Here is an 11,757-nt window from a genome sequence, read left to right on the forward strand (position 1 = left end):
CCACCACCCATGGTGCTCCCGAGATCCGTGCTGGACGCAAGGGATCCCTTGCCGCGCGCCAGCGATCCCTTGCCGGGCGCAAGCGATCCCTTGCCGGGCGCAAGCGATCCCTTGCCGGGCGCAAGCGATCCCTTGCGGGGCGCAAGCGATCCCTTGCCGGGAGCACGGATCTCCGGAACACACAGGTGCGTCCTCGGGTCGGACGGGACGGCTCGGGCGGGGGAGACGCCCCGGCGCCCGCCACCCCGCTCACGACCTCGGCGGATCCGGGCACAGGCCGCCGTCCTAGACTGGACAGGCTCATGACCGCCCCCACGACCCCGTCCGCACCCGCGAGCACGCCCGCGGGTGCTTCCGCGTGGGTCACCGTCGACGCCGCCGCCATCCGCGACAACGTCGCCGAGCTCGTCCGCCGCGCAGCTCCCGCGCACGTCCTCGCCGTCGTCAAGGCCGACGCCTACGGCCACGGCCTCGTCACCGCCGCCCGCGCCGCGCTCGTCGGCGGCGCCACCTGGCTCGGCGTCGCCCAGCTCGACGAGGCGCTCGCCCTCCGCACGGCCGGCGTCACCGCACCCCTCCTCACCTGGATCTACCCTCCGCACGCCGACATCGCAGGCGCCGCCGACGCCGGCATCGACGTCACCGTCGGCAGCGCCTGGAACCTCGAGGCCGTCGTCGCCGTCGCGCGCGAGCGCGGCCGCCCCGTCCGCGTCCAGGCCAAGGTCGACACCGGCCTCGGCCGCGGCGGCGTCCTCACCGACTGGAGCGAGTTCACCGCCGCCCTGGCCCGGGCGGTCGCCGAGGGCGCCGTCGAGCTCACCGGCACCTGGTCGCACTTCGCCTGGGCCGACGCCCCGCAGCACCCCACCGTCCGCGCCCAGCAGGACCGGTTCGTCGAGGCCGTCGCCGAGCTGGAGCGGGCCGGCCTCGACCCCGGCCTGCGCCACCTCGCCAACTCCGCCGCCACGCTCACCAACCCGGACGCGCACTTCGACCTCGTCCGCCCGGGACTGGCCGTCTACGGCCTCTCCCCGGTCCCCGACCTCGGCAGCCCGCAGGACTTCGGCCTCCGCGAGGCGATGCGCGTCACCGCCCGGCTCACCCAGGTCAAGCAGGCCCGCGCCGGCCAGGGCGTCAGCTACGGCCACGAGTACACGACCGACCGCGACACCGTCCTCGGCCTCGTGCCGATGGGCTACGCCGACGGCATCCCCCGTCACGCGGGCAACGCCGGCCCCGTGCAGGTCCGCGGCCGCCGCCACACCGTCGCCGGGCGCGTCTGCATGGACCAGTTCATGATCGACCTCGGCCCGGGCACCGACGCCGCCCCCGGCGACGAGGTCACCGTCCTCGGCCGCGGCGCCGACGGCGAGCCCACCGCCCAGGACTGGGCCGAGGCCGCCGGCACGATCAACTACGAGGTCGTCACCCGGATGGCGCCGCGCCTGCCCCGCGTCGTCGTCGGCGCGCAGGACGACGCCTGATGGCCCGCGGTCCGGTCGCCGGCGCACTCGGCGCCGTGGGGTCGCGCGTCCTCCGTGGTCGGCCCGCGCGCCTCGGGGGCGACGAGGCCGGTCTGGCCTGGTCGCACACCCCCACCGAGGCCCTGCTCGTCGCCACCGACGACGGGGTCGACCTCCACGTCGAGATCGACGCCCCGAAGGCGGCCAGCCGCGGGCGCCGCCACCTCGCGGGCCGGACCCCCACCGTCGTCTTCGTCCACGGCTTCGCCCTGACGATGCAGTCGTGGGTCCTCCAGCGCCGGGCGATGGTCGAGCAGGGCATGCGCGTCGTCGCCTACGACCAGCGCGGTCACGGCCGCTCGTCGCTGCCCGACCTCGACACCTGCACCGTCGACCGGCTCGGCCGCGACCTCGCCCGCGTCATCGAGGCCACCTGCCCGACGGGGCCGGTCGTGCTCGTCGGTCACTCGATGGGTGGCATGAGCGTCATGTCCTTCGCCGGCGCCCACCCCGACGTCGTCCGCGACCGCGTGCTCGCCGTGGCGCTCGTGTCCACCTCGCCGGGCGGCCACGAGGTCACCGAGTTCGGGCTCGGGCCGCTCGCGGGGCGGGTCGTCGGGGCGATGGGGCCGGGCGTGCTCACCCGCCTGTCCCGGCACGCCGGCCCGATCGGGGTCCTGCGCCGGATGGGCAAGGGCGTGCAGGACCTCGCCGTCGCCCGCTGGGCCTTCGACTCGCCGGTCAGCGCCGGTCTCGTCGACCTCGTCGCCGAGATGATCTTCGCGACCCCGTTCGACGTCATGGCCGCCTTCCTCCCGGACATCGACGCCCTCGACCTCGTCCCGCGGCTGGGCGCCCTCACCGGCGTCGAGACCCTCGTGATGAACGGGGCCGGCGACCTCATCACGCCGCCGTCGCACTCGGTCGAGATCGTCCGGCACGTCCCCGGCGCCGAGCACGTCGTCGTCGAGGACGCCGGCCACATCCTCATGCTCGAGCACCCCGACCTCGTCACCGAGCAGCTGGTCGGCCTCGTCCAGCGGGCGCAGCGCGCCGTCGCCGAGGGGGTCCCCGTCAGCAGCAAGCCGCGCGTGCGGCGCACGGTGCAGGACATCTCGAAGAAGCGGCGGGCCGCCCGGTCGCGTCGGGAGGCGGCGTCGTGAGCGCCAGGCGGTTCGTCCTGCCGGAGGTCGACGACACCCGCGCCCTCGGCTCCGCGCTCGGGCGGATGCTGCGCGCCGGCGACCTCGTCGTCCTCACCGGCGGACTCGGTGCCGGGAAGACGACGCTGACCCAGGGCCTCGGGGAGGCTCTCGGGGTCCGCGGGTCCGTCACCTCGCCGACGTTCGTCATCGCCCGGGTGCACCCGTCGACGGTCGGCGGGCCGGCGCTCGTCCACGTCGACGCCTACCGGCTCGGGGGCGCCCTCGAGCTCGACGACCTCGACCTCGACACCTCGGTCGAGCAGAGCGTCACCGTCGTCGAGTGGGGCCACGGGCTCGCCGAGGGGCTGGCCGACGACCGCCTCGAGGTCGTCCTCGACGTCGACCCCGCCACCGAGGTCCGCACCGCGACGGTCACCGGTGTCGGCGGCCGGTGGGCGGTCGACGACACCGACGCCGCCCGAGACGACGCCGCCCCCGACCCGCTCGCCGACCTCGGAGGAGAGCCGTGCTGATCCTCGCCCTCGACACCTCCACGGCCGCGCTCTCGGTCGCCCTCCACGACGGCACCGACGTCGTCACCTCGGCCTCGGTCGAGGATCCCCGCGGCCACACCGAGCGCCTCGCGCCGCTCGTCGAGGACGTCCTCGACGCCGGGGGCGCCGGGGTCGGCGACCTCACCGACATCGGGGTCGGCACCGGTCCCGGGCCCTTCACCGGCCTGCGGGTCGGGCTCGTCACCGCCGTGACGATGGGGTACGCGCTCGGCGTCCCCGTCCACGGCGTCTGCAGCCTCGACGTCGTGGCCCACGGCTGCCGCGGCGACCTCGAGGGCGAGATCCTCGTCGCCACGGACGCCCGCCGGCGCGAGGTCTACTGGGCGCGGTACGCACTCGGCCCGGACGGCGCCCGACGCCTCACCGAGCCGGCCGTCGACCGCCCCGCCGACCTCACCGCCGAGGTGCGGGCCCTGCCCACCGCCGGTGCCGGACCCGTGCTCTACCCCGACCTCCTGCCGCACCGCGTCGGCTGGGTCGAGGCTGCGGCCGGCGACCTCGCCGAGCTCGTCGTCGCCGGTCTCGCCGAGGGGCGCGAGATGCCGGTCGAGCCCCTCTACCTGCGCCGACCCGACGCACTGACGACCGCCGAGCGCGCCGCCCGATGAGCACCGCCGCGACCCCGGTCCTGCGCGACGCCCGGTGGACCGACCTCACGGTGCTCGCCCGGCTCGAGTCCGCGCTGTTCCCCGACGACGCCTGGGACGAGCGGTCGTGGTGGGCCGAGCTCGCCGCCCGCCCGCGCCGCGACTACGTCGTCGCCGAGGACGGCGACGCACTGCTCGGCTACGGCGGCCTCGACCACGGCGGCGAGGTCTCCGACGTGATGACCGTCGCCGTCGCCCCGGCGGCCCGGGGGCGGGGCCTCGGCCGGACCCTGCTCGACGAGCTGGAGCGGCGGGCATCCGGTCGCGGTGCCGAGCACGTGATGCTCGAGGTGCGCGCCGACAACGACGCCGCCACCGGGCTGTACGGCTCGGCCGGCTACACCGTGCTGACGACCCGCCGCGGGTACTACCAGCCCGGTGCAGTCGATGCCCTCGTGATGCGCAAGACCCTGCGGCAGAACGGAGTCGGAGATGACTGACCAGCCCCTCGTCCTCGGCATCGAGACCTCGTGCGACGAGACCGGTGTCGGGCTCGTCCGCGGCGAGACCCTGCTCTTCGACGCGATCGCCAGCAGCGTCGACGAGCACGCGCGCTTCGGCGGCGTCGTCCCCGAGGTCGCGAGCCGGGCCCACCTCGAGGCGATGGTGCCGACCATCGAGCGAGCCTGCCGCGAGGCGGGAGTCACCCTGCGCGATGTCGACGCCGTCGCCGTCACCTCCGGCCCCGGGCTGGCCGGCGCGCTGATGGTCGGCGTGGCCTCGGCCAAGGCGCTCGCGCTGGCCCTCGGTGTGCCGCTGCACGGCGTCAACCACCTGGCCAGCCACGTCGCCGTCGACATCGTCGAGCACGGCCCGCTGCCCGAGCCCACCCTCGCGATGCTCGTCTCGGGCGGGCACTCCTCGCTGCTGCTCGTCCCCGACGTCACCCACGACGTCCGCAGCCTCGGCTCGACCATCGACGACGCCGCGGGCGAGGCCTTCGACAAGGTCGCCCGCGTGCTCGGCCTCCCGTTCCCCGGCGGTCCGCACATCGACCGCGCCGCGCGCGAGGGCAGCGTCACCATCGACTTCCCCCGCGGCCTGACCACGGGGCGCGACATGGAGCGGCACCGCTTCGACTTCTCGTTCTCCGGACTGAAGACGGCCGTCGCCCGCTGGGTACAGGCGAAGGAGGCTGCGGGAGAGGCGGTTCCGCTGGCCGACGTCGCCGCGAGCTTCCAGGAGGCGGTCACCGACGTGCTGACCCGCAAGGCGATCCTCGCCTGCCGCGAGCACGGCGTCGGCCACCTCCAGATCGGCGGCGGCGTGGCGGCGAACTCCCGGCTGCGGGCGATGGCCCAGGAACGCTGCGACGCCGCGGGCATCGAGCTGCGCGTCCCGCGCCCCGGCCTGTGCACCGACAACGGCGCGATGGTCGCCGCGCTCGGGGCGCAGATGGTGCTCAAGGGCCGGCCGCCGTCGAACCTGGCCATTCCCGCCGACTCCTCGATGCCGGTGACCCAGGTCTCCGCCTGACCGCTGGTATCCCGACTTCTTGCGAGTTCGGCGCGCGACACGCCGCGTGATCCGCGTGTCAGGCGGTCGAACTCGCAAGAAGCGGGGGTTGGAGGGGGGGGGGGGTGAGGTGTCGCCGGGGTCAGGTGTCGCCGGGGGCGAGCCAGGCGTGGACGAGCGGGACGACCGACGCGCCCTCACCCGTGGCCGCCGCCACCCGCTTCATCGACCCCGCCCGCACGTCGCCGGCGGCGAACACCCCGGGAGCGCTCGTGGCGAGCGACTCCGGCGGCAGCCCGTCGGCCCAGCGGTCCTTCGGCACGTCGCGCCCGGTGAGGACGAAGCCGCGCTCGTCGCGGACGACGTCGTCGGGCAGCCAGCCGCAGTGGGGCTCCGCGCCGAGGAGGAGGAACAACCCGTAGGCCGGGCGGCGCCGGCGCTCGCCGGTCTCGGTGTGCTCGAGGACGACCCACTCGAGGCGTCCGTCGCCGCCCGCGTCGACGACGCGCGTGCACGTCTCGACCGAGATGCGCGGGTTGAACTCGATCTCGCCGACGAGGTAGGCCGACATCGTCTCGGACAGCGACGGCCGGCGGACGACGATGGTCACCGAGCGGGCGAACCGGGCCAGGTGCACCGCCGCCTGCCCGGCCGAGTTGCCGCCCCCGACGACGACGACGTCCTGGTCCTCCATCTCGCGCGAGAGCGACATCGCCGCGCCGTAGTTGACGCCCCGTCCGACGAGCGCCTCGACCGACGGCACCCCGAGCGAGCGGTACCGCACCCCGGACGCGATGACGACCGAGCGCGCGGCGAGCTCGAAGTCGACTCCGCGCAGCAGATGTGGGTCGCCGTCGACCCCGGCGACGAGCTCCTCGACCTCCCAGCCGGTGTGGAACCGGGTGCCGAAGCGGAGCGCCTGGTTGCGGGCCCGCTGGGCCAGCCGCATCCCGGAGACGCCGCGCGGGAAGCCGAGGTAGTTGCGGATCATCGAGCTCGTGCCGGCCTGACCCCCGATGGCGCTGGAGTCGAGCACGATCGTCGAGAGCCCCTCGGAGGCCGCGTAGACGGCGGTCGCGAGGCCCGCCGGCCCGCCGCCGACCACGGCGACGTCGACGACACCGCTCGCCACGCCGCGCTGCTCGTCGAGGTCGCGCTCGGCGCGGGTGTCGAAGAACGAGCGGGCGACGTCGCGCACCGAGGTCGCCACGACCGGGTCGCGGTTGACCGCCCAGATGCGCGGGTACCCGGCGTCGTCGGGGAAGTGCTCGGCGACGTGCCGGCCGATCTCGCTGTCCGGCAACGCCGTCCGGGTCGGCAGGCCCATCCGGTCGAAGAAGTCGCGGACCTGTGCGGCGACGAGGTCGCCCTCCGGCGCGACGATCTTCGCGACGACGACGTCGGGGTCGGTGGACGTCCAGTTCCAGTCGCTGAGCAGCTCGGTGACGGCGTGGTGGAACTCCTCGTCGCGCACGCCGCGGGGCATCAGCAGGTAGGCGTCGTACTTGCCCTTGGCCATCCCGGCCCGCAGCCGCGGGGCGTCGGCGAGGAACCGCTCGTAGGGCGCGACGACGAGCCGTCTGGCGTTCGGCACCAGCTGGCGCCACTGCCCGAACGCGGCGAGGACGTTGTCCTCGTCGGGGAGGCGCGAGTCGGAGACGACCATCGCGACCTGCCGGCCCTCGGCGAGCAGCTCCTCGATGGCCGTGCAGGCGTCGGCGCAGGAGGTCGCCGAGCGGAGGGCGTACTCGCGCGAGTAGCGCCAGAACTCGTCGGTGAGGGCGTCGGCGTGCTCGCCGGAGACGAGGACGACGGCCGGGGCGTCGGGTGCGGGAAGGGTGTCCGTCACCCCGTCGAGCCTAGGCGAGCGGGTCAGTCCTGGGGAGTGCCCGAGCAGGGGAGGAGCCCCATCCGGTCCTTGAGGGTGAGGACCCGCTCGACCGAGGCGTCGACCTTCGCGGCGAAGGCGTCGTCGGACGCGGCCTCCTTCTCCAGGGCCGAGAGCATCGCGGGGGCCGTGGAGGCGTCGCCGGTGAGGACGATGTCGCCGCCCGCCGCGACCACCTTGACCGCCCGCTCGCCGGCCGGCGTGGCCTTGACGGCCTCGGCGTTGACGTCGTCGGTGATGACGACGCCGTCGAAGCCCAGCTGCCCGCGGAGCAGGTCGGTGACGATCCTCTCCGAGAACATCGCCGGCACGCCCTTGTCGAGCTTCGTGTACCTCGCCGAGCTCGTCATCACGAGGCCGGCGCCGGCCTCCACCCCGGCCGCGAAGGGCTCGAGGTACGGGTCGTCGGCGTCGGTCGTGTCGTCGGTGATGCCCGAGGCGTTGAAGTCGGTGTTGTTGCGGATCCGGCCGATGCCGGGGAAGTGCTTGACGGTGGCCTCGACGCCGCCGTCGAGCATCCCCTCGATGAACGCGGCGGACGCCTTCTCGACGGTCTTCGGGTCCGACCCGTACTCCCGGTGGTACTTGCCGATGGGCCCGTTGCCGGTGCCGAGGTCGGCGGGCACCGTGTCGGTGACCGGCGCGAGGTTGACGTTGACCCCGGCGGCGCGCAGCTCCTCCGCCCAGCCGCTCGCGGCCTTGGTCAGCTCGGCGGACGACATCTGCGCCTGCTCGCTGGCCGACGGGGGGCGGGTGAAGCCGTCGCCGCGCAGCTGGTGCACCTCGCCGCCCTCCTGGTCCGCGGCGATCATCAGCCCGACGTCGCCGGTGGCCTTCCCGGACACCAGCCCCTGGAGGTGCGTCGAGGTGCGCTCGACCTTGTCGGCGCCCTCCCAGCCGCCGAGGTAGATGACGTTGCCGACGTGGTCCTCGCCGATCTCGTCGTCGAGGGAGGACAGGTCGGCGTTGGTGTCGAAGCCGACCATGAGCAGCTGGCCGAGGCGCTGGTCCTCGTCGAGGGCCTCGAGGGTGGTGTCGACGCAGCTCGGTGTCGGGGTGGCGCTCGGGCTCGCGGTCGTGGGGGTGGCCGAGGGCGGCGTGCTCGACGGTGCGGCCCCGGGCGAGCCGCCGGAGCAGCCGGTCAGGGCGACGGCGAGGGCCCCGGTGAGGGCGAGGACGGCGGTGCGGGGGCGGGCGGGGGTGGGACGCGAAGGCACCCGACGACGCTACGTGACCGGGCCGGGAACCCGGGAATCGCGCAGGTCGCGGCGCCTCCTGACAGGATGGCCGCATGGTCGGCGCGGGCAGCGGGTGGGGTGCGACGTGCTCCGGGTGACCCTGCGCGGCGGCGGGTTGCCGACCGTGGTCCTCGGCACGGGGGAGACGCTGTGGTTCGGGCGGGCGCCGCACCGGGCCCTCGACGACCTCGACGCCGACCACCAGCTGCGGGCCACCGCCCTCGCCCTGCCGCTCTGCGCGCCCCACGTCTCGCGGGTGCTCGGCGCCCTCGAGGTGGGGGAGGAGATCGTCCGGCTGCGCTGGCGAGGCTCCACCGAGGCCCAGCTGTCGAGCCTCTTCGACGCACCGGGCGGCGCCCGCCGGGTCACCGTCACCGAGGGGATGTCCGCGCTGCTCGACGAGGGCGAGAACGCGCTCGTCGTGCTCCGGGGCCGCGAGCGCGAGACCGGCGTGTTCGACGACCTCCAGGTGGTCCTCGACGTCGCGTCGCAGGACCCCGAGCCGGTGGGCGCCCCACCCGAGCGCGCGCTGCCCGGCGAGGACGGTGCCACCGCGCCGGCGCCGCGGCTCGAGGCGCAGACCCGGGAGTGGTTCGTCGCGCTGGCCCTCGCCGAGCCGTGGCTGAGCGGCACCGACGACTACCCGCGCCCGCCGTCGAACCGCGAGATCTACGAGCGCGTCCTGGGGTGGCACGGCTACGCGTGGAACCTCGACCGCAGCCAGAGGGTCGACGACAGCATCCGCTCGATCAGCCGGCTGGCCTTCGGCCCGGACGACCCGTTCCTCCAGGGCGGCGGGCGCGCGCAGAACGTCCGGTTCGCCATCGGGCGCCGGGCCGCGGAGGTCCGGCTGGTCACCGTCGAAGACCTCGAGCGGGTCGAGGCGGCCGCGAGGAACAGGAACCTTCCGCCCTCCTGACCCTCGCCCCCGACGGGGTGCGGCGCCTACCGTCCCGGCATCGGGTCGACCGACGACCCGCAGCGACGAGGAGGGACGACATGACCGCTCGCACCCAGGGCATGGACACCGACGAGGCCCGCGACTACGCGCGCGGCATGGACAGCCACGCGCAGGGCGTCGCCCAGGCGTTCGGACGGCTGAGCAGCCGCATCGCCGGGCTGGGCTGGACCGGAAGCGACTTCGACTCCTTCCGCGGCGACCTGGAGACCTTCACGCCACAGGTGCACGCGGCGACGACGTCGGTCGAGGACAACGCGCACGCGATGCGCCGTCAGGCCGACGCCCAGGATGCCGCCAGCGCCTGAGCCGGCGCTCCCGAGGGGCCCACCTCCCGACCGGAGGGTGGGCCCCTCGGTGTGCCCGGCGGGCGGGGCTGCGACACAGGCCGTTCGGCGCGATCCATCCGGAATGTTCCTCCGCCCCAACCCTTGTCGCCGTCGGATCCTCACGCCTAGCGTCCTCGACGTCAGCCGGAAACCACACCACGAAGGAGGTGCACGATGATCCTCGGAGCCGACACCGACGAGATGCGGGACGTCCAGAAGGACTGCCTCGAGGCCGCCAAGGTCGCCGACCAGGTGGTCATCTTCCTCACCGCGCTCGTCATCGTCCTCAAGGCCGCGTCGTTCTGGACGGGGGGCTCGAGCGCCGCGTACGCGGCCTACCTCGAGGGCACCGTCATCCCGTGGCTGAAGAAGATCTCGATGGCGCTCAAGATGTTCGCCCAGGTCCTCGGCGCCAACGCCCAGGCCCAGGACGAGGTGAGCTCGGGCAAGGACGTCGACCTGTCGACCCTGCCCCGCTACACCTCGCCGCAGCTGCCGCAGACCAGCTGCACCGACTGCCCGCCCGCGATGACCTTCCCCGGCACCGCGACGACCGGCGGCAGCACCGTCCCGACCGGAGGCTCCACCCCCGACGGCTCGTCGACCTCCACGACGCCCGGCTCGACCTACGACGGATCGTCGACGACGACCGCGGTCGGCTCCACCGGAGCCACGGGTGCCACACCGACCACCGGCGGCACGTTCACCGGCGGCGGGGCGGGCGGGGCCCTCGGCACGGGCTCCGGCGGGGGCGGCGGCACGACCGGTGGCTCCACCGGCACCGGGGGCTCGACCCTCGACCCGGGGTCCGGCGCGGGCAGCGCCCTCGGCGCCGGCACCGACACGGCGGCCGGCACGGCCGGCACGGCCGGCGGCTCGGCCACCGACACGAGCTCGTACGACGGCGGCCAGGTCGGGGCAGGCTCGGCCCTCGGCACCGGCGACGCCGCACCGGTCACGACGAGCACCGGCGACGGCTCGTCGACCGGCACCTACGCGGCCGCCGGCACGGCCGGGGCGCTCGGGGTCGGCGGCGCGGCGGCCCTCGCGGGGCGCGGCACCGGGCAGGGCGCCGGCCTCACCTCGCCGGACGGCTTCGACTACTCCCGCATCAAGGGCGTCGCGGGCAACGAGCGAGTGACCCCGGAGTTCCTCCGCCGCACCGAGCAGATCGCCACGAAGCTCGGGTGCAAGCCCGAGGACCTCATGGCCGTCATGAGCTTCGAGACCGGCGGCTCGTTCGACCCGGCCCAGCGGAACATGGCCGGCGGCAGCGCGCGCGGGCTCATCCAGTTCATGCCCGACACCGCTCGCGGCCTCGGCACGACGTCGGAGGCCCTGACCCGGATGACCCCGGTGCAGCAGCTCGACTACGTCGAGAAGTACTTCGGCAACGGCCGGTACACGACCGTCGAGGGCCTGTACTCCAAGGTCCTCGCCGGCCACGCCGTGAACGACCCCGACGCCGTCCTCTTCCGCGAGGGCACCAGGGCGTACCGGGCCAACCGGGGCGTCGACATCGACGGCGTCGGCGGCATCACCGCGGGGGAGGCGGCCGCCAAGGTGCGCGCCCGCATCCTCCCGGTCCGCTGAGGCCGCACGGCACCTGACCCACCCGCACGACCACCGCACCACCCACACCCGGGGGCGACCCCGTCACCACGAAGGAGAACGACATGTTCAAGGGAATGGACGTCGACGGCGGCCGCAACTGCGCCGTGGTCCTCGACGCGAAGGCCGGCGAGCTCGAGCAGACCGCCACCCAGCTGTCCCAGGCGATCCGCGGCTTCGACTGGCGCGGCCCGGACGCCGACCGCACCCGGCAGAGCTGGGACACCGACCAGGTCCGCGCGCTGCAGAGCGTCGTCGAGGCGCTGCGCGCGTTCTCGACCCTCATCAAGACCCAGGCCGAGGACCAGGAGAAGGTCTCCGCGGCCTGAGCACGCAGGGCGGGGTGCCGGCCAGGGGGCCGGCGGCCCCCGGGGCCCCCCCCCCCCCCCCCCCCCACCCCCCCACCCCCCCCCCCCCCCACCCCCCCCCCCCCCCCCCGGCCCCCCCC

Annotated in this window: 12 protein-coding genes; 10 read left to right on the forward strand and 2 right to left on the reverse strand. The window is 75.0% G+C overall.

All coding sequences use genetic code 11. From position 1 onward, the window contains the following. The first annotated feature begins 302 nt into the window (after positions 1–302). Genes alr through tsaD form a run of 6 tightly spaced genes read left to right on the forward strand, consistent with a single transcriptional unit; the run spans position 303 to position 5,306 of the window. Entirely contained in the window at positions 303–1,484 is a 1,182-nt protein-coding gene (alr, locus tag JQN70_RS16165) for an alanine racemase (RefSeq protein ID WP_204132408.1), read from the forward strand. Then, entirely contained in the window at positions 1,484–2,626 is a 1,143-nt protein-coding gene (locus JQN70_RS16170; RefSeq protein WP_204132409.1) for an alpha/beta fold hydrolase, read from the forward strand. The genes alr and JQN70_RS16170 overlap by 1 nt, the downstream gene beginning before the upstream one ends. After that, on the forward strand, positions 2,623–3,141 hold the full coding sequence (tsaE, locus tag JQN70_RS16175; RefSeq protein ID WP_307836033.1) for a tRNA (adenosine(37)-N6)-threonylcarbamoyltransferase complex ATPase subunit type 1 TsaE: 519 nt from the start codon (positions 2,623–2,625) through the stop codon (positions 3,139–3,141). Before JQN70_RS16170 ends, tsaE begins: the two co-directional genes overlap by 4 nt. Then, positions 3,135–3,791: a tRNA (adenosine(37)-N6)-threonylcarbamoyltransferase complex dimerization subunit type 1 TsaB gene (gene tsaB, locus JQN70_RS16180; protein WP_204132410.1), complete on the forward strand. Its 657-nt coding sequence runs from the start codon at positions 3,135–3,137 to the stop codon at positions 3,789–3,791. The genes tsaE and tsaB overlap by 7 nt, the downstream gene beginning before the upstream one ends. After that, on the forward strand, positions 3,788–4,270 hold the full coding sequence (gene rimI, locus JQN70_RS16185; protein WP_204132411.1) for a ribosomal protein S18-alanine N-acetyltransferase: 483 nt from the start codon (positions 3,788–3,790) through the stop codon (positions 4,268–4,270). Before tsaB ends, rimI begins: the two co-directional genes overlap by 4 nt. Then, complete coding sequence (tsaD, locus tag JQN70_RS16190; RefSeq protein WP_204132412.1) at positions 4,263–5,306, forward strand: tRNA (adenosine(37)-N6)-threonylcarbamoyltransferase complex transferase subunit TsaD; 1,044 nt, start codon at positions 4,263–4,265, stop codon at positions 5,304–5,306. Before rimI ends, tsaD begins: the two co-directional genes overlap by 8 nt. 121 nt (positions 5,307–5,427) lie before the next feature. On the opposite strand, the gene JQN70_RS16195 is transcribed toward tsaD, so the two are convergent. Continuing rightward, positions 5,428–7,134: an NAD(P)/FAD-dependent oxidoreductase gene (locus JQN70_RS16195; RefSeq protein ID WP_204132413.1), complete on the reverse strand. Its 1,707-nt coding sequence runs from the start codon at positions 7,132–7,134 to the stop codon at positions 5,428–5,430. 23 nt (positions 7,135–7,157) lie between these two features. Then, complete coding sequence (locus JQN70_RS16200; protein WP_204132414.1) at positions 7,158–8,390, reverse strand: glycoside hydrolase family 3 protein; 1,233 nt, start codon at positions 8,388–8,390, stop codon at positions 7,158–7,160. A gap of 106 nt (positions 8,391–8,496) precedes the next feature. Between JQN70_RS16200 and JQN70_RS16205 the strand changes: the two genes are divergently transcribed. From JQN70_RS16205 to JQN70_RS16220, 4 genes are all read left to right on the forward strand, one after another. Then, entirely contained in the window at positions 8,497–9,330 is an 834-nt protein-coding gene (locus JQN70_RS16205; RefSeq protein ID WP_307836034.1) for a hypothetical protein, read from the forward strand. An 80-nt stretch (positions 9,331–9,410) separates the two neighbouring features. Continuing rightward, on the forward strand, positions 9,411–9,677 hold the full coding sequence (locus tag JQN70_RS16210) for a hypothetical protein (RefSeq protein ID WP_204132416.1): 267 nt from the start codon (positions 9,411–9,413) through the stop codon (positions 9,675–9,677). A gap of 195 nt (positions 9,678–9,872) precedes the next feature. Further along, a complete protein-coding gene (locus tag JQN70_RS16215) occupies positions 9,873–11,291 on the forward strand; it encodes a lysozyme family protein (RefSeq protein ID WP_204132417.1) in 1,419 nt (472 codons plus the stop codon). Between the two features lie 83 nt (positions 11,292–11,374). Continuing rightward, the gene (locus JQN70_RS16220; RefSeq protein WP_204132418.1) at positions 11,375–11,638 is read left to right on the forward strand and encodes a hypothetical protein; all 264 of its coding nucleotides are present in this window, start codon (positions 11,375–11,377) and stop codon (positions 11,636–11,638) included. The last annotated feature ends 119 nt before the right edge of the window (positions 11,639–11,757 follow it).

The sequence above is a fragment of the Phycicoccus sonneratiae genome, assembly GCF_016887965.1.
Lineage (GTDB): Bacteria > Actinomycetota > Actinomycetes > Actinomycetales > Dermatophilaceae > Phycicoccus > Phycicoccus sonneratiae.

Excerpts from the sequence above, each read along its gene's own strand:
- JQN70_RS16220 (WP_204132418.1), top strand. The coding sequence starts at position 11,375 with ATGTTCAAGGGAATGGACGTCGACGGCGGCCGCAACTGCGCCGTGGTC.
- rimI (WP_204132411.1), top strand. The coding sequence starts at position 3,788 with ATGAGCACCGCCGCGACCCCGGTCCTGCGCGACGCCCGGTGGACCGAC.
- tsaD (WP_204132412.1), top strand. The coding sequence starts at position 4,263 with ATGACTGACCAGCCCCTCGTCCTCGGCATCGAGACCTCGTGCGACGAG.
- JQN70_RS16215 (WP_204132417.1), top strand. The coding sequence starts at position 9,873 with ATGATCCTCGGAGCCGACACCGACGAGATGCGGGACGTCCAGAAGGAC.
- JQN70_RS16170 (WP_204132409.1), top strand. The coding sequence starts at position 1,484 with ATGGCCCGCGGTCCGGTCGCCGGCGCACTCGGCGCCGTGGGGTCGCGC.
- alr (WP_204132408.1), top strand. The coding sequence starts at position 303 with ATGACCGCCCCCACGACCCCGTCCGCACCCGCGAGCACGCCCGCGGGT.
- JQN70_RS16210 (WP_204132416.1), top strand. The coding sequence starts at position 9,411 with ATGACCGCTCGCACCCAGGGCATGGACACCGACGAGGCCCGCGACTAC.